The sequence below is a fragment of the Streptomyces lydicus genome (genome assembly GCF_004125265.1).
Classification (GTDB): Bacteria; Actinomycetota; Actinomycetes; order Streptomycetales; family Streptomycetaceae; genus Streptomyces; species Streptomyces lydicus_C.
Genome location: NZ_RDTE01000003.1, coordinates 3658617 through 3674261, shown reverse-complemented (window position 1 = coordinate 3674261; position 15645 = coordinate 3658617). Strand labels below are relative to the sequence as shown.

Sequence of the window (15645 nt, the reverse complement as noted above, 5' to 3'; positions counted from 1 at the left end):
CTAGGCGGCGGGCATGCTGCCGAAGGCCACGGCGTAGGCCACATCCGCCCAGATCAGTACCGGCTTCTGCCCGCTCGACAGGCACGTCCTTCGGGACGCTCACCGTGGCGCAGGCAGCGTGACGGTGAAGGTGCTGCCCTTGCCCGGTGCGGTGCGGACCGTGACCGTGCCGCCGTGTGCCTCGGCGATCGACTTGACGATGCTCAGGCCCAGGCCCGTGCCGCCGGCGGCCGGGTCGCGGGACTCCTCGCCGCGGTAGAAGCGTTCGAAGATGCGCTCGGCGGTCTCGGGGGGCATACCGGGGCCCTGGTCGCGGACCGTCAGCTCCACCGTGTCGCCGGGCAGCGCACGCGCGCCCACCGCTATCGGCGTGCCCGGCGGGGTGTAGCGCAGCGCGTTGCCCAGGAGGTTCTGCAGGACCTGCCGGAGCCGGTCCTCGTCGCCGCAGGCGAAGACCTCGCCCGCCACCTCGACGGCGACCGGCTTGCCGGGGTCGCGGACCCGGGCATCGCCGACGGCGTCCTCGACGAGCGTGCCGAGGTTCACCGGTGCGCCGGCGAGCGGGCGGCCCTGGTCGAGCCGGGCGAGCAGCAGCAGCTCTTCGACCGTGGCGTGCATCCGGGCCGCCTCGCCCTCGATGCGCGTCATCGCCCGCTCGATGAGCTCGGGATCCTGGGCCAGACCGTGCAGATGCAGTTGCGCCCAGCCGCGGATCGTGGTCAGCGGGGTGCGCAGTTCGTGCGAGGCGTTGGCCACGAACTGCCGCAGCTGTTCCTCGGACCGCTGCCGTTCGTCGAACGCCCGGTTGAGGGCGGTGGCGACCTCTCCCACCTCGGAGTGGCGCCGGGCGACCTCGATGCGCTGGTCGATGTCGCCGTCGGCGACGGCCGTCGCGGTGGCGGCCATGTCGCGCAACGGCCGCAGGCCCACGCGGAGTACGCCACGGCTGAGGAGCACGATGCCGCCGAGCGCGGCCAGCGTGGCGGCGGCATCGGCGCCGATCAGCCAGTAGACGACGTCCTCGGCCGGCTGGAGGCTCTTGGCGACCACGACCGTGCTGAACCGCTCGGGCGGTGCGCCGGGCGCGGGCCGGACCGTGGCGGACGGGCCGACGGGGAAGCTCAGGACGCGGTAGCGGGGCACCGGTGCTCCCTTCGCCGACAGGGTGAGGGGCTGGTCGGCGAAGCTGTCCGGGACCGGCGACGGCAGGTCGGGGCGGGCGCGGTGCTGCCCGTTGAGGTCTCGTGACGGGGTCTGGGCGACCACCTTGCCGTGGTCGTCGGCCAGCGCGACGTACACGCCGTCGGGGATGAGGGAGTTGAGGCCGGCCGAGTTGACCGGGGTCGCCTGGTCGTTCAGCCGCTGCTGCACGGTGGTGCGGGCCTTGGCGAGCGTGGCGTCGGCGACATCGATGAGGTTGAGGCGCAGCCCGATCAGCGACACCGCGTTGACGGCCACCATGCCCCCGGCCGCCAGCAGGACGACCCCGATCATCAGCCGTGCCCGCAGGGAGCCGCGCCAGGCGGCGGCCACCTCAGCCGCCTCCGGGCAGGCGCAGGCTGTAGCCGAAACCGCGCATCGTGTGGATCAGGGCGGGGGACCGGTCGTCCACCTTCGCCCGCAGCCGGGACACCAGCTTCTCGACGACGCCCGCTCCGAAGCGGTGCTGCCAGACGTGGTCCATGATCTGCTCTTTCGACATCACCTGGTCGGCATTGATGAGCAGGTAACGCAGCAGCTTGTACTCGGTCGGTGACAGCGCTATCAGCCGGTCCCCGCGGCGCACCCGGCGGCTGCGCTCGTCCACGCTCAGGTCGGCGAAGCGCAGCAGCGGGCTCTCCTCCGCGCACCGGCCGGCCCGCCGCAGCAAGGCGTGCACCCTGGCCAGCAGTTCGGGAAGGCTGAAGGGCTTGGTGAGGTAATCGTCCGCGCCCATGGCGAAGCCCGTCACCCGGTCCTCGACGGAATCGCGCGCGGTCAGGAACAGCACCGGCAGCCGCGCGCCGTTCTCCACCAGCCGCCGGCACAGGCGGAAACCGTCCATGTCGGGCAGCATGACGTCCAGCACCAGCAGGTCCGGGGGCTGCGCCTCGTACGCGCTCAGGGCCTGGGCACCGCAGCCCGCGGTCGCCACCGTGTAGCCCGCGAGGCCCAGGGTGGTCTCCAGCAGCTCCGCCATCCGCGGGTCGTCATCCACGACGAGCAGCCGTTGGCCCGTCCCCCGGGGCAACGGTGCGTCACTCGTCGGCGAGGCGGAGGGCATGGCGGGCACCAATCGGTCTCGGAGTCTGTGACGACAACGAGTCGTCCCGGCCGCCGGTTCCCTGGCCGGCGGTTCACCGGCCGGCGGTTCACCGGCCATCGGTTCCGCGGCCATCGGTTCCGCGGCCCTTGACCCTGGCCTCGGTCCCGCTCCCGGTCCCCGGCGCGGCAGACGTTACCCCGGCCCGCGGAGGCTGTCAGGCAACGGTCAGGTTGCTGACCGCGGCGGGTCAGCGAGGGCGGTTTCTCTTGTGCCACGACACCGGAAAGAGCACCGTCCGCCGAGAAGCCTGGAGAGCCCGTGGACCCTGCCGCACAGGAGGAAGCCGGCGGTGTGGATGCCGTCCGGACCGCAGTGCGGAGCCGGCTGCGCGGCACCGTGATCGATATCGCGCCCGTCTTCGGATTCACCCTGACCTTCGCCCTCACCCACCGGCTCGGCATCGCGCTGACGCTCGCCTTCACGGCCGGGGCCGGGGCCTTCGTCCACCGGCTGGTGCGCAGGGAGCCCGTGGGGCGTGCGCTGGCGATCCTCGGCCTCGTCTGTGTCCAGGGCGCGTTGGCCGCACGGACCGGGCAGGCCACCAGCTTCTTCCTCCCGCACCTGGTGCTGCACTGCGCGATGGCCGTGGCGGCACCGGTGCTGATCCTCCTCGGATGGCCGCCGCTGGGGGTGATGGTGGGGCTGGTCACGGGCGAGCGGACGGCGTGGCGCCGCTGCGCGGTGCGCCGCCGGGCCTTCGCCAGGGGCAGCCTCGTCCTCTTCACGGGGAACGTCCTGATGCTGACCGTCCAGCTCCCGCTGTTCCTGTCCGGCCAGGCCGTCGCCCTCGGCTCGGTCGATGTCTTCGGGCCACTCGTCTTCGCGCTCGGCGCCCTGCTGGGCTGGCGGGTCTATCTGCGCGCCCTCGGTGGCCACCGCTGCGATGCCGGCCTCCGCGCGGACGGCGACGTCAGCGCGGAGGCCTACCTGAGCGCGGACGCCGACCTGAACGCCGGCCCGGCACGCCCCGCCGGCCCGGCACGCCCCGGTGACCCCACACACCTCACACACCCCAAACACCCCACCCACCCGGCATCCCCCATGGAAAGGACCGTCCGATGACCGACACCCAGCCCACTACCCGGCCCCGGCCCGACACCCGGACCCAGCCCACCCAGCGGACCTGCCCGTTCAGCCCGCCCGAGGGGTACCGGACGCTGCGTGAAGAGGCCCCGATCACGCCGGTGACCTTCCCGGACGGGACGGACGGGTGGCTGGTCAGCCGGCACGCCGACGTACGGACGGTGCTGGCCGACCAGCGGTTCGGCGCGAACCGCCGGCCCGCGCGCACCGACGCCTTCGCGCCCACCGGCACACCGGTGCCGCCGCCCCCGCCGGGGATGTTCATCATGATGGACGGCCCGGAGCACACCCGGATCCGCCGGCTGCTCACCGGCCAGTTCACGGTGCGCCGGATGCGGCAGCTGGCACCCGCGGTGGAACGGATCGTCGCCGAGCACCTGGACGCCATGGCGTCCGCCGAGCAGCCGGTCGACCTCCTCCGGGACTTCGCCCTGCCCATCCCCTCGCTGGTGATCTGCGAGCTGCTGGGGGTGCCGTACGCGGACCGTGCGGACTTCCAGCGGAATTCGGGCAACATGCTCCGGCTGGACGCCAGTCAGGAGCAGGTCCAGCAGGCGCACCTGGCGATGAACCAGCACATCCACGAACTGGTCCAGGCCAAGCGTGCCCACCCCACCGACGACATCCTCAGCGGCCTGGTGCAGGACGGCCGGCTCAGCGACGAGGAAATGGCGGGCGTCGGCGCGCTGTTGCTGCTCGCCGGGCACGAGACGACGGCGAACATGATCGCGCTGGGCACCATGTGCCTGCTGCACCACCCCGACCAGCTGGCGGCGCTGCGCGCGGACGCCTCGCTCTGGGACAACGCCGTCGAGGAACTGCTCCGCTACCTGACGATCATCCAGTTCGGTCTGCGCCGTGTGGTGCGCGAGGACCTGGAGCTGGACGGCCACCGCATCGAGGCCGGCACCACGGTGCTCGCCTCCCTGACCTCGGGAAACCGCGACGCCGACCAGTTCACCGGCGACCCCGACCAGTTGGACGTGCAGCGGCCCTACAGCCCGCACCTGGCCTTCGGGCACGGCGCCCACCAGTGCATCGGCCAGCAGCTGGCCCGGGTGGAGATGAAGGCCGCGCTGTCCGCCCTCTTCGACCGGTTCCCCTCCCTGCGGCTGGCCGTACCGGCGAAGGAGGTGCCGATGCGCGACGACATGCTCATCTACGGCGTCCACGCGCTGCCCGTGACCTGGTAGCCGGCGCCCCGGCCGCCACCCGGGCACCCCGTCCACGGAAGAAACGGAAGAAGAGGAATCCCGATGAAGGTCATCATCGACGAGGACAAGTGCGTCGGCGCGGGCCAGTGCGTGCTGGCCGCTGACCAGGTCTTCGACCAGCGGGAGGACGACGGCATCGTCGTCCTCCTGGACGCCCTGCCGCCCGAGGAGCAGCACTCCGCGGTGGAGGACGCCGCGGCCCGTTGCCCGGCGCTGGCCATCGAGGTGCTGAAGTAGTGCCCGAGAAGGAACGGATCGTCGTGGTGGGCGCCTCGGCCGCGGGGCTCACCACGGCCGAGGCCCTGCGCCGCGAGGGTTTCACCGGGACGCTGACCATGGTCGGCGAGGAACCCCGGGTGCCCTACGACCGGCCGCCGCTGTCCAAGCAGGTCCTGGCCGGTGCGCGGGAACCGGAGACGACCGTGCTGCGCCAGGACGCCGACCTCGGGCGCCTGAAGGCCGAACTGCGCCTGGGCTGCCGGGCGGCCGGCGTGGACACGGCGGCCCGCACCGTCACCCTGGAGGACGGGGACCGGCTGCGCTACGACGGCCTGGTCATCGCGACCGGGCTGCGCCCCCGTCGGCTGCCCTTCGGCCACGACCTGGCCGGGGTGCACGTACTGCGCACGCTCGACGACGCCCTGACGCTGCGTGCGCAGTTGCTGGGCGGCCCGCGGGTCGTGGTGATCGGCGCTGGATTCCTCGGCAGCGAGATCGCCGCCACCGCACGGGGGCTGGGACTGGACGTCACTCTCGTCGATATCGCGCCCACCCCGCTGGCCGGGCAGGTCGGCCCCTGGGTGGGGAACTTGGTGGCCGGTCTGCACCAGGATCACGGGGTCCGGCTGCGGATGGGCCGCGGCGTCGCCGGCCTGACCGGCGGGAACGGCCGGGTCACCGAGGTGGTGCTCGACGACGGCGCCCGGCTCCCCGCCGATGTGGTCGTGGTCGCGATCGGCTCGGTGCCGGCCACCGACTGGCTGACGGACTCCACGATCCCCCTGGGCGACGGGGTGCTCTGCGACAGCCACTGCCGCGTCGCCCCCGGGGTCTACGCGGCAGGAGACGTCGCCAACTGGCCGGACCCGGTCACCGGCGGCCGCGTCCGCCTCGAACAGCGCACCAACGCCACCACCCAGGCCCTCGCCGTCGCCAGGAACCTCCTCGCCAGGCCTGAGGACGCGGTGCCCTACGCGCCGGTGCCGTTCGGCTGGACCGACCAGTACGACGCCAAGATCCAGTTCCACGGCCGGTGTCCCGCGGATGCCCGGGTCACCTGTGTCGAGGGCGATCCGCGGACGGGCAGGTTCGTCGCGCTCTACCAGGAGGGCGGCCGCGTGGTGGGCGTACTCGGCTGGAACAGCGCACGCGCCCTGCACGCGTACCGCGGTCGCATCGGCGAGCGGGTGCCGGAGTGAACGGGGCAGGCCCGGCGGACGGATCGGCGATGCGCCCGCCGGGACGACCAGGGGCGGACGACCCGGACCAGGAGCGGGCGGCCGGGACCAGGGGCGTACGGCCGGGACCCGCCGGGCGGACGGCCGGGACCAGGGGCGGACCGCCGGGTGAACCGGAGGTGCGGAGGGGGAAGAGGCCCGCCGGAAAGGGTTTTTGACGGGCCGGAAGGGGCGCACCGGCGTAAGTTCACCGGCATGGTGACTTCGATGACGCACGAGGACTACGAGCGGCGGATGGACCGGGCGGGCCGGGCCGCCGCCGATGCCGGGCTGGCCGGGCTGATCGTGACGCCGGGTCCGGATCTGGTGTGGCTGTGCGGCTACCGCCCGCCCGCGGCCACCGAGCGGCTGACCGCCCTGGTGATCGAGCCGGGGCGGCGCTCGCGGCTGCTGGTGCCCGTATTGGAGCATCCGGACGCGGAGCGCTCGCCCGGGGCCCCGGCGATGGAGGTGTCGGGGTGGACCGACGGGTCAAAGCCGTACGCGGAGGTTGCCAAGTGGGTGGATCCGCAGGGGCGTTACGGGGTGTCCGACGGGACGTGGGCATTGCATCTGCTGGGGCTGCAGCGGTGTCTGCCGGGGACCGCCTACACGGCCCTGACGGAGGCGCTGCCGATGCTGCGCGCGGTCAAGGACGCCCATGAGGTGGCGCGGCTGGCCGCGGCCGGCGCCGCCGCGGATGCGACGTACGAGGAGATCCTGGGGGTGCGCTTCGGCGGCCGGCGGGAGCGGGAGGTGGCGGCGGACCTGGCGCGGCTGCTGACCGAGCACGGGCACAGCCAGGTGGACTTCACGGTCGTCGGGTCGGGCCCCAACGGTGCCAATCCGCACCACGAGGCCGGGGAACGGGTCATCGAGGACGGCGACATGGTCGTGCTCGACTTCGGCGGCCTCAAGGACGGGTACGGTTCGGACACCTCGCGGACCGTGCACGTCGGGCAGCCGGGCGCCGAGGAGCGCAAGGTGCACGACATCGTGCGGGAGGCGCAGCAGGCGGCGTTCGAGGCGGTGCGGCCGGGCGTCGCGTGCCAGGACATCGACCGGGTGGCCAGGAAGGTCATCAAGGCCGCCGGGTACGGCGAGTACTTCATCCACCGCACCGGCCACGGCATCGGGGTCACCACGCACGAGCCGCCGTATCTGGTGGAGGGCGAGCATCTGCCGCTGGTGCCCGGGATGTGCTTCTCGATCGAGCCGGGGATCTATCTGCCGGGGCGGTTCGGGGTCCGTATCGAGGACATCGTGACGTGTACGGAGTCGGGCGGGCGGCGGCTGAACGGGACGGCCAGGGAGATGGCGGTGGTGCGGTAGGGGCCGGCGGCTGCGGCAGGGGCCTGCCGCCGGGGCTACTGCCGCGGGCTGCCGGGTATTTCCGCAGGTCAGGGTGCATTGTCAGTGGTGTGGTTCACGATGGGGTGTGCAGGCGTGGACCGGTACCCGGGCGCGGACCGCAACGGCGGGCACGGGCCGGAACCCAGGCCCGGCCGGGACGGCGGGCATGGACCGGAACGGCGGACGGGCTCGGACGGCAGGAAGGCGGTGGCCCGGTGGCAGGGCGCGGTGAGGAGACGGTGCGGGTGGTGCGGCGGCCCGAGGTGCGGTTGCCGGAGCTGGCGGCGTACGACGGCGGGGAGCTGGAGGCCGAGGGGGATTACGACGGGCTGGAGTTCGCGGACGCCGACTGGGCCGGACAGTCGGCGCGCGGCGCGCGCTTCCTGGACTGTGCGCTGCGGCGCTGCGCGCTCGACGAGACCGTGCTCAGCCGGGCACGGATCATCGACAGCGTGCTGAGCGGCGTACGCGGCGTCGGCACGGACCTCTCCCAGGCGTCCCTGCGCGATGTGGAGGTGTCGGACGCCCGGCTCGGCGGGACCCAGCTGCACGGTGCGGTGCTGCAGCGCGTCGTGGTGCGCGGCGGGAAGATCGATTTCCCGAATCTGCGGAAGGCGAAGCTGCGGGATGTCGCCTTCGAGGGCTGTGTGCTGGTCGAGGCGGACTTCGCGGGGGCGGAGCTGGAGCGGGTGACGTTCGACGACTGCACGCTGACGCAGGCGGATTTCTCCGGGGCGCGGATGAAGGACGTCGATCTGCGGGGTGCGGCCGCGCTGGATATCGCCCGGGGCATCGACCGGCTGTCGGGTGCGGTGATCAGCGCGTCCCAACTGCTCGATCTGGCCCCGGCGTTCGCGGCCCAGATAGGGGTGCGGGTGGAGTGAGCCCCGCCCGGCCGGGCGCTCAGACGCGGGGGAAGCGGGCCTGGAGGTCCCAGACGGCCGGGTTGTCGCCGAGACCGTCGTGCATATCGGTGAGGTCGGCGATCAGGTCGTGCAGGAAGTCGCGGGCCTCGCGGCGCAGTGCGGAGTGGTTGAAGGTGAGCGGGGCCTCGTCGGCCGCCATCCAGTCGGCGTCCACGTCCACCCACCCGAAGCGGCGCTCGAAGAAGATCCGGTCCGCGGATTCGGTGAAGTCCAGCTCCGCGTGGACGGGGCGGGCGGAGCGGTTGCCCCGGGGGTCGGTGTCGAGCTGTTCGACGATGTCGCACAGCGCCCAGGCGAAGTCGAGTACCGGCACCCAGCCCCAGGCCGTCGACAGCTCGCGGTCCGTCTTCGTGTCGGCGAGGTAGACGTCGCCGCAGAAGAGGTCGTGCCGCAGTGCGCGCACGTCCGCGGTCCGGTAGTCCGTCTGCGGCGGGTCCGGAAAGCGGCGGGAGAGGGAGTAGCCGAGGTCGATCACGCCTTGATGGTGTCACGCCCGGTGCGGCGCGCAGACGCCCGCACCGGTCGCACGGAGAGACACCCCCGCAGACACCTCCCCGCCCGCGCCGCTCCCGCCTGTCACCCGCCACTCCGCCACTCCGCCACCCGCCACTCCGCCACCTCCGCTACACCGCGGTCAGCACCCGCGGCCCCTCCTCGGTCACCGCCACCGTGTGCTCGAAGTGGGCGGCGCGGGAGGCGTCGGTGGTGCGCAGGGTCCAGCCGTCGCCGTCCTCGACGTAGAAGTCCTTGCCGCCGGCCAGGAACATCGGCTCGATGGCGAGGACCAGGCCGTGGCGCAGGACGAAGCCGCGGTGCGGGCGGCCGTCGTTGGGGACCGACGGGTCCTCGTGCATCTGGCGGCCGATGCCGTGGCCGCCGAAGTCCCGGGGGATGCCGTAGCCGGCCGCGCGTCCGACGCTGCCGATCGCATGGGAGATGTCGCCGATCCGGGCGCCGACCACGGCCGCCGCGATGCCCGCCTCCAGCGCCTGCCGGGTGGTGTCCATCAGCCGCTGGTCCTCGGCGCTTGCGGTGCCGACGGTGAAGCTGAGGGCGGCGTCGCCGGCCCAGCCGTCCACGAGGGCGCCGCAGTCGATGCTCACCAGGTCGCCGTCGCGCAGCCGGGAGGCGTTCGGGATGCCGTGCACGATCGCGTCATTGACGGAGACGCAGAGGACGGCGGGGAACGGGGTCGAGGCGAAGGAGGGCTGGTAGCCGAGGAACGGGGACTTGGCGCCGGCCTCGCGCAGGACCGCATGGGCGGCCTCGTCCAGGTCCAGCAGCCGCACGCCCGGGGCGGCCGCCGCCCGCGCCGCGGCCAGCGCGTCGGCGACCACCCGCCCGGCCACCCGCATCGCGTCCAGCGCCGCATCCGTCTTGATCTCCACCATGGGGCTCTGCCTCCCGCTCGCCGCCTCCCGTGCCGCACCGCACGCACGGCGGCGGCATCGGCGACAAAGGGGCGGTATTTATTTACCGGTATTTGTTTACCGGTATTAGTATCACGGGTATGGTGCGCACTCCACTGACCCCCTGGGAACGCGAACGCGGTGAACGGCTCGGCGCGCTGCTGCGCAGAGCCCGCGGCGAACGGAGCATGGTCGAGGTCGCGGCGGCGGCGGGGCTGTCCGCCGAGACGCTGCGGAAGATCGAGACCGGCCGGGCGCCGACGCCGGCGTTCTTCACGGTCGCCGCGCTGGCCGGCACGCTCGGACTGTCGCTGGACGAGGTGGCCGTCCTGGCCGCGCCCCCCGAGGAGGCCGAGGCGGCGGCCGCGGTCGCCTGAGCGGGGCCGTCCAGGCGCGTCCGCCCCGCGCTCCCGGCCCTCGAACATGCCGAGGTCCCGCCCCCCCCACGGCTCTCCGCCCCCCGAACACGCCGAGGGCTGGCCCCCCCCACGGCTCTCCGCCCCCCCGAACACGCCGAGGGCCGGCTCCCCCATGGGGAACCGGCCCTCCGTTGCGCTGCCCCGGCCGCGCCGGGTGCGGGCGTGACTCAGACGTTGACGCCGAAGTCCTGCGCGATGCCGACGAGGCCCGAGGCGTAGCCCTGGCCCACCGCGCGGAACTTCCACTCCGCGCCGTTGCGGTACAGCTCGCCGAAGACCATGGCGGTCTCGGTGGCCGCGTCCTCGCTGAGGTCGTAGCGGGCGACCTCGGCGCCACCGGCCTGGTTGACGATGCGGATGAACGCGTTGCGCACCTGGCCGAAGTTCTGGCTGCGGTTCTCGGCGTCGTAGATCGAGACCGGGAAGACGATCTTGTCGATGTCGGCCGGCAGCGCCGCCAGGTTGACGTTGATCTGCTCGTCGTCGCCCTCGCCCTGGCCGGTGACGTTGTCGCCGGTGTGCACGATCGACTGGTCGGGCGTCGCCTTGTTGTTGAAGAAGACGAAGTGCTGGTCGGAGTAGACCTTGCCGTTGCCGTTGACCGCGATGGCGCTCGCGTCGAGGTCGAAGTCCGTGCCGGTGGTGGTGCGGACGTCCCAGCCGAGGCCCACCGTGACGGCGGTCAGGCCCGGTGCCTCCTTGGTGAGGGAGACGTTGCCGCCCTTGGACAGGCTTACAGCCATGGGATGTCCCTTTCCTTGTCGACTCGTCGAAGCGTCGGGCTCCGTACTGCGGACGAAGCTACCGTCACCCACCACAACGCCCTCACAGGTCCGGGAGGTTCCAGCTCTCTTTACTTTCTTTGCCGAATCCTGATGCCGGATGTGCCGCAATGGACCAGGAAAAGCGGGTGACGGGTCCCGTGGCGCGCGAGATCATAGGACGCATGTCCGGGCCCCATGTCATCCGCGGTGCGGTCGTCCTTCCCGAGGCCGAGCTCGTCTGGCGGTTCTCGCGCTCCTCGGGTCCGGGCGGCCAGCACGTCAACACCAGCGACAGCCAGGTCGAGCTGCGCTTCGACCTCGGCAGGACGCAGGCGCTGCCGCCGGTGTGGAAGGAGCGCGCCCTGGAGCGGCTGGCGGGCCGGCTGACCGACGGCGTGCTGTCCGTACGGGCCTCGGAGCACCGCTCCCAGTGGCGCAACCGCGAGACCGCCGCCGTCCGGCTGGCCGCGCTGCTGGCCGAGGCCACTGCGCCCCCGCCCAAGCCGCGCCGCAAGTCGCGGATCCCACGGGGCATCAACGAGCGGCGGCTGCGGGAGAAGAAGCAGCGCGGCGACACCAAGCGCGGCCGCTCGGGCCGCGACTGGGGCTGACCGGCCCGCAGGCGCCGTCCCCCAGCGGTCCCTGCCTGGCCGCGGGCGTCGCCCCGGCCGCCCCCGCGCCCGCCCCTCACCCCAACTGCCGGTACTTCCCCCGGAAGTACGTCAGCGGCCCGTCGTCCTCGGCGGGCAGCGTCGTGGCCAGGACCCGCGCGATGACGAGTGTGTGATCGCCGGCCACCACCCGCTGCTCGGTACGGCACTCCATGGTGGCGAGCGCCCCGCCGATGAGCGGGGCACCGGACACCTCGCCCCGTACGAACCCGAGGTCCTCGAAGAGCAGCCGGTCGCTGATCCGCCCCTTCATCGCGAACCGCCCGGCGATCTGGCGCTGATGCCCCGAGAGCACCGACACGGCCCAGAGCGGCTGCAGCGCCAGCAGGTCGTCCATCCGTGAATCGTTGCGAACGCTCACCATCACCAGCGGCGGGTCGAGGGAGACCGACAGGAATGCCGTGGCGGTCATACCGACGTCCTCGCCGTGCGGCCCGTAGTCCGGATCGCGCGCGGTGATCAGCACCACGCCTGCGGCGAGGCGGGACAGGGCGGCACGGAATTCGTCGTCACTCACCCCAACAGAATGCGGGATACGGGCCCCGTCCGGCGTGGAAGTGAGGGCGACGACGGGGGCGGAAGGGGCGGTGGGCCCGGAGGCCACCGTATCGGCAGGGCTTTTCGTGAACACGCCATAAACGCTAACTTCGTCGGCCCGTGCCGCGCATCGGGCCGGGGGACCAGCCGCGTACCAGCCGCGTCCTAGGTCTGACGACGGAAGTCCGGAACACTCGGAAATTTGCGTTCAGCAAGTGTAGAAAGAGTGAAGGCGCGCTCCCGTGTCGGGTTTATGGAAGATCGCCAAACACCCTTCGGACTTTGTGACTTGAGTCACAGGAGGCGCTAATTGTTGACCCTGTGTACCGAGTGAACAGCTCACTGTGATTCAGTGAGTGTGGAATCGGACGACAAAGAATCGTGGAGTTTGCTGTCGAGGTCTCAGGGAGAGCGAGCGATGGAGACCGAGTCGGAGCCATACGTCCGTCTTGCGACCCTGCGGCAGCTGCACCAAGTGGTCGCCGAGCTGAATACCGCGCGTAGCCTCGCGGACACCTTGCAGACGGTCGCCGACGGCGCGATCAACGGGCTCGGCTACGAGCTGGCCGCGGTCAACCTCGTCCGCCCCGACGGCGATCTCGTGGTCGCCGCGGTCGCCGGCAGCGCGGGTGCCGAGGCGCTGATGGCCGGGCGGGCCGGCTCGCGCACCTCCTGGGAGCGCCGGCTGGCCATGGGCGAACGCTGGGGCGACCTGGTCTTCATCCCGCACACCGAGGGCTGGGTGCTCGATGACGACGACGTACCGCAGTGGCACACGGCCGGACCCGCGCCCCGCTTCCCTGACGAGTGGCACCCCATGGACCGCCTGTTCGCGCCCATGTACACCGCGTCCAACGGCGGCGGCGAGCTGCTGGGAGTGATCTCCGTCGACCGGCCGCGCAACGGCCGGCGGCCCGGCCCCTGGGGCCAGGAAGCCCTGCAGATGTACGCCTTCCAGTCCGCCATCGCGATCAGCAACGCCCGGCTGCGGGCGAACATGCAGCGCGCCCTGGTCCGGCTGGAGCGCGAGCAGCAGGCGCTGCGTGCCAGCGAGGAGAGCTTCCGGCAGGCCTTCGAGTACGCGCCGAGCGGGATGGCCGTGGCCGAAATGGGCGGGGACCAGCACGGGCGGCTGCTACGCACCAACGACGCGCTGTGCCGGCTGCTGGGCCGCCCGGCCTCCGGGATGCGCCGCTACTCCTTCTCCGACCTGGTCCACCCCGAGGACATCGGCACCCTGCTGCGCACCTCCGCCGAGGGCGGCCGCGCCGAGCTGCGGCTGGCCCGCCGGGACGGCACCTACGTGTGGGTCTCGCTGCGCAACTCCGTCGTCGCCGACACCGCCGACGGGCCGCGCTTCCTGCTCACCCACGTCGAGGACATCGAGGAGCGCAAGCGCCACGAGCTGCAGCTCGCGCACCGCGCCAGCCACGACTCGCTGACCGGACTGCCCAACAGCGCCGAGCTGAGGGCCCGCCTCGGCGCCCGGCTGTGCTCCCGCCCGCCCGGCTCGATGGCGGACGCCTACGCCTCCTCGCGCGTCCTGCACACCGATCCCCACGAGGCGCCCGGCTTCCGTCCTGACGGCAAGGAGCCCTTCGACGGACTCGACGGCTTCGAGGGCGCGCCCCCGGCCCCCTTCGACCACCACGTCCACCTCGTCGCCCCCGCGGACGGACCGGCCGACGACGGCTCCAAGGGGCTCGCGGTCCTCTTCTGCGACCTCGACGGCTTCAAGTCGATCAACGACCGCTTCGGGCACAACACCGGCGATGCGGTGCTGATCGAGGTCGCCCGCCGGCTGACCAGCGGCGTCCGCGACGGCGATACGGTCGCCCGGCTCGGCGGCGACGAGTTCGTGGTGCTCGCCGACGGCCTCGGCACCGCCGACGCCCAGGACCTCGCGGTCCGGCTGCGGAACGCGATCATCCCGCCGATCCGGGTGGAGGGCCGGGCGGTCCGGGTGGGCGCCAGCTTCGGCATCGGCTGGGCGAGCTGCGGGATGACGGCCGAGGAAGTGCTGGAGTCGGCCGATCAGCGGATGTACGTCGAGAAGCGCTCCCGCTCGAAGGCGAACCGGCGGGCGGCGGGGTGAGTCGGCGGGCGGCGGGATGAGCCGGCGGGCGGCGGGATGAGCCGGCGGGCGGCAGGGTGAGCCGAGGGCGGAGCGGCCGGCGCCGGCGGGCGGCCGGGTTGCTCCCGTCACTCCTGTCACTCCTGTCACCCGGAGCGCCCCATCGCCCGTAGCGTCTCCACCGCCCGTAGCGCCCCGTTGGCCGGACCCCCGCCGCCGGGGGCGCCCGCCTCGCCCCGGGCCGGATGCCGCGTATCTCACACCCGGCATCCCACGGCCCCCACACCAGCAGTTCACCGATCCGTAGCGATCTTGTGGCCCTTCGGGCTCGGTGTGCGCAGGGCCTGAGGGGGTAGGCTGCGCCGATGCGGCGCGGTGCCGCCGGGGGCCCGCCAGACCAGTTCGCGCGGCAGAAGACAGCGCACGCGGGAAGACGCGTCCAGACGCGCACAGATCGCTTGGGAGTGACACGGAATGACGGCCGGCAACAACGGCGCGGACACGCCGGAGAACGACGACCCGTTCGGCTACCTCTACCGCTCGGAAGGCGGCGAGGGCGGCGCACCGGGCTCGTCGGGCGACGGTGCGGCGGCGCGGCAGCCCGGTGTCCCGCGTACCTCCTACAACCAGGTGCGGGCGGTCGGCCAGCGCCAGTACGGACAGCAGGCCCCGCAGCAGGTGACCTACGGGCAGCAGAACGCCCACTACGCCGCGCCGGAAACGCTGCCCGGCGGGGACCGCGCGCGTTCGGGTGCGGGCCAGGGCAACGGCGGCGGCCAGGAGCCGCGCCGTGGCCGCAACGGCCTGCTGATAGGCGCCGTCGCCGTGGTCGCGGTGGTCTGCATAGGCATCGGCGTCGCGATGCTCACCAACGGCAAGAACTCCCAGGACGACACCGCGGGCAAGTCGGAGCCGTCGGCCGGCGGCAAGGTGAACCCCGGTGACAAGCCCAAGAAGCCCGCTCCCGGCAAGCTGCCCAAGGAGGACGCGGGCAGCCTGCGGCTGGACGGTGGCGCGATGACCGCGAAGGACATCGAGGGCGCCCACTCGCCGGGTGGTGTGTATGTCGCCGGGTTCAACCAGGTGGGAGCCAAGGTGCAGTGGACCGTAGATGCCCCGGAGGCGGGCGACTTCCGTCTGTACGTGCGTTACGGCATCCCCGGCGAAGACGCCAATGCGACACTTTCGGCCAATGGCAAGCCGAACAGTCAGCCCCTCGGGATGAAGAACTTCATCCATTCTCCGAAGGGGGACTGGAAGAAGGGCTGGCAGACGACGTGGGCCCCGGTCACCCTGAACAAGGGGACCAACACCATCGAGCTCTCGTGCGCGCAGGGCAATCAGTGCAACGCCAACCTCGATCAGCTGTGGCTGCAGAGGGGCGCCAAGAAGTAGGACGACGAGGCCGCTCGGCGCTGGCCGAATGTGAACCTTCCCGGGCTCATGACCGGGGT

Annotated in this window: 16 protein-coding genes; 10 read left to right on the top strand and 6 right to left on the bottom strand. The window is 72.5% G+C overall.

Translation table 11 applies throughout. The annotated features are described in order from the left end of the window. Nucleotides 1-99 precede the first annotated feature (99 nt). Together D9V36_RS18435 and D9V36_RS18430 are read right to left on the bottom strand one after the other, a co-directional pair. Nucleotides 100-1533: a sensor histidine kinase gene (locus D9V36_RS18435; RefSeq protein ID WP_129294758.1), complete on the bottom strand. Its 1434-nt coding sequence runs from the start codon at nucleotides 1531-1533 to the stop codon at nucleotides 100-102. A gap of 1 nt (nucleotide 1534) precedes the next feature. Then, nucleotides 1535-2263 (bottom strand): response regulator transcription factor, encoded by a 729-nt coding sequence (locus tag D9V36_RS18430; protein ID WP_164992972.1) that lies wholly within the window; start codon nucleotides 2261-2263, stop codon nucleotides 1535-1537. A gap of 300 nt (nucleotides 2264-2563) precedes the next feature. Here D9V36_RS18430 and D9V36_RS18425 point away from each other — a divergent pair, with 300 nt between their 5' ends. The 6 genes from D9V36_RS18425 (at nucleotide 2564) to D9V36_RS18400 (ending at nucleotide 8275) form a co-directional block, all read left to right on the top strand. After that, nucleotides 2564-3367 (top strand): DUF3159 domain-containing protein, encoded by an 804-nt coding sequence (locus tag D9V36_RS18425; protein ID WP_129294756.1) that lies wholly within the window; start codon nucleotides 2564-2566, stop codon nucleotides 3365-3367. Next, nucleotides 3364-4581: a cytochrome P450 gene (locus D9V36_RS18420; RefSeq protein ID WP_129294755.1), complete on the top strand. Its 1218-nt coding sequence runs from the start codon at nucleotides 3364-3366 to the stop codon at nucleotides 4579-4581. Before D9V36_RS18425 ends, D9V36_RS18420 begins: the two co-directional genes overlap by 4 nt. Before the next feature lie 63 nt (nucleotides 4582-4644). After that, entirely contained in the window at nucleotides 4645-4839 is a 195-nt protein-coding gene (locus D9V36_RS18415) for a ferredoxin (protein ID WP_129294754.1), read from the top strand. Next, nucleotides 4839-6020, top strand: a complete 1182-nt coding sequence (locus D9V36_RS18410; protein WP_241720922.1) for an NAD(P)/FAD-dependent oxidoreductase — start codon at nucleotides 4839-4841, stop codon at nucleotides 6018-6020. The genes D9V36_RS18415 and D9V36_RS18410 overlap by 1 nt, the downstream gene beginning before the upstream one ends. 246 nt (nucleotides 6021-6266) lie before the next feature. Next, complete coding sequence (locus D9V36_RS18405; RefSeq protein WP_129298506.1) at nucleotides 6267-7370, top strand: aminopeptidase P family protein; 1104 nt, start codon at nucleotides 6267-6269, stop codon at nucleotides 7368-7370. A gap of 260 nt (nucleotides 7371-7630) precedes the next feature. Next, nucleotides 7631-8275 (top strand): pentapeptide repeat-containing protein, encoded by a 645-nt coding sequence (locus D9V36_RS18400; RefSeq protein ID WP_129298505.1) that lies wholly within the window; start codon nucleotides 7631-7633, stop codon nucleotides 8273-8275. Nucleotides 8276-8294: 19 nt separating this feature from the next. Here D9V36_RS18400 and D9V36_RS18395 read toward each other — a convergent pair whose 3' ends face one another. Beyond that, nucleotides 8295-8792, bottom strand: a complete 498-nt coding sequence (locus tag D9V36_RS18395; RefSeq protein ID WP_129294753.1) for a hypothetical protein — start codon at nucleotides 8790-8792, stop codon at nucleotides 8295-8297. Between the two features lie 148 nt (nucleotides 8793-8940). Beyond that, nucleotides 8941-9708 (bottom strand): type I methionyl aminopeptidase, encoded by a 768-nt coding sequence (map, locus tag D9V36_RS18390; RefSeq protein ID WP_129294752.1) that lies wholly within the window; start codon nucleotides 9706-9708, stop codon nucleotides 8941-8943. A gap of 119 nt (nucleotides 9709-9827) precedes the next feature. Here map and D9V36_RS18385 point away from each other — a divergent pair, with 119 nt between their 5' ends. Further along, nucleotides 9828-10103 (top strand): helix-turn-helix domain-containing protein, encoded by a 276-nt coding sequence (locus D9V36_RS18385; protein ID WP_129294751.1) that lies wholly within the window; start codon nucleotides 9828-9830, stop codon nucleotides 10101-10103. A 209-nt stretch (nucleotides 10104-10312) separates the two neighbouring features. Here the strand turns inward: D9V36_RS18385 and D9V36_RS18380 are convergent, their stop codons facing one another. Next, nucleotides 10313-10888: a TerD family protein gene (locus D9V36_RS18380; protein ID WP_129294750.1), complete on the bottom strand. Its 576-nt coding sequence runs from the start codon at nucleotides 10886-10888 to the stop codon at nucleotides 10313-10315. A 203-nt stretch (nucleotides 10889-11091) separates the two neighbouring features. On the opposite strand from D9V36_RS18380, the gene arfB reads away from it, so the two are divergent. Next, the gene (arfB, locus tag D9V36_RS18375; protein ID WP_088802263.1) at nucleotides 11092-11520 is read left to right on the top strand and encodes an alternative ribosome rescue aminoacyl-tRNA hydrolase ArfB; all 429 of its coding nucleotides are present in this window, start codon (nucleotides 11092-11094) and stop codon (nucleotides 11518-11520) included. Between the two features lie 76 nt (nucleotides 11521-11596). Here the strand turns inward: arfB and D9V36_RS18370 are convergent, their stop codons facing one another. Further along, nucleotides 11597-12211, bottom strand: coding sequence for a flavin reductase family protein (locus D9V36_RS18370; protein WP_129294749.1), 615 nt, complete (start codon nucleotides 12209-12211; stop codon nucleotides 11597-11599). 324 nt (nucleotides 12212-12535) lie between these two features. On the opposite strand from D9V36_RS18370, the gene cdgB reads away from it, so the two are divergent. Both cdgB and D9V36_RS18360 read left to right on the top strand, forming a co-directional pair. Further along, a complete protein-coding gene (cdgB, locus tag D9V36_RS18365) occupies nucleotides 12536-14212 on the top strand; it encodes a diguanylate cyclase CdgB (protein WP_129294748.1) in 1677 nt (558 codons plus the stop codon). Nucleotides 14213-14665: 453 nt separating this feature from the next. Next, the gene (locus tag D9V36_RS18360) at nucleotides 14666-15586 is read left to right on the top strand and encodes a carbohydrate-binding protein (RefSeq protein ID WP_129294747.1); all 921 of its coding nucleotides are present in this window, start codon (nucleotides 14666-14668) and stop codon (nucleotides 15584-15586) included. The last annotated feature ends 59 nt before the right edge of the window (nucleotides 15587-15645 follow it).

Excerpts from the sequence above, each read along its gene's own strand:
- D9V36_RS18430 (WP_164992972.1), bottom strand. The coding sequence starts at position 2,263 with ATGCCCTCCGCCTCGCCGACGAGTGACGCACCGTTGCCCCGGGGGACG.
- D9V36_RS18420 (WP_129294755.1), top strand. The coding sequence starts at position 3,364 with ATGACCGACACCCAGCCCACTACCCGGCCCCGGCCCGACACCCGGACC.
- D9V36_RS18415 (WP_129294754.1), top strand. The coding sequence starts at position 4,645 with ATGAAGGTCATCATCGACGAGGACAAGTGCGTCGGCGCGGGCCAGTGC.
- D9V36_RS18405 (WP_129298506.1), top strand. The coding sequence starts at position 6,267 with ATGACGCACGAGGACTACGAGCGGCGGATGGACCGGGCGGGCCGGGCC.
- map (WP_129294752.1), bottom strand. The coding sequence starts at position 9,708 with ATGGTGGAGATCAAGACGGATGCGGCGCTGGACGCGATGCGGGTGGCC.
- D9V36_RS18385 (WP_129294751.1), top strand. The coding sequence starts at position 9,828 with ATGGTGCGCACTCCACTGACCCCCTGGGAACGCGAACGCGGTGAACGG.
- D9V36_RS18380 (WP_129294750.1), bottom strand. The coding sequence starts at position 10,888 with ATGGCTGTAAGCCTGTCCAAGGGCGGCAACGTCTCCCTCACCAAGGAG.
- arfB (WP_088802263.1), top strand. The coding sequence starts at position 11,092 with ATGTCCGGGCCCCATGTCATCCGCGGTGCGGTCGTCCTTCCCGAGGCC.
- cdgB (WP_129294748.1), top strand. The coding sequence starts at position 12,536 with ATGGAGACCGAGTCGGAGCCATACGTCCGTCTTGCGACCCTGCGGCAG.
- D9V36_RS18360 (WP_129294747.1), top strand. The coding sequence starts at position 14,666 with ATGACGGCCGGCAACAACGGCGCGGACACGCCGGAGAACGACGACCCG.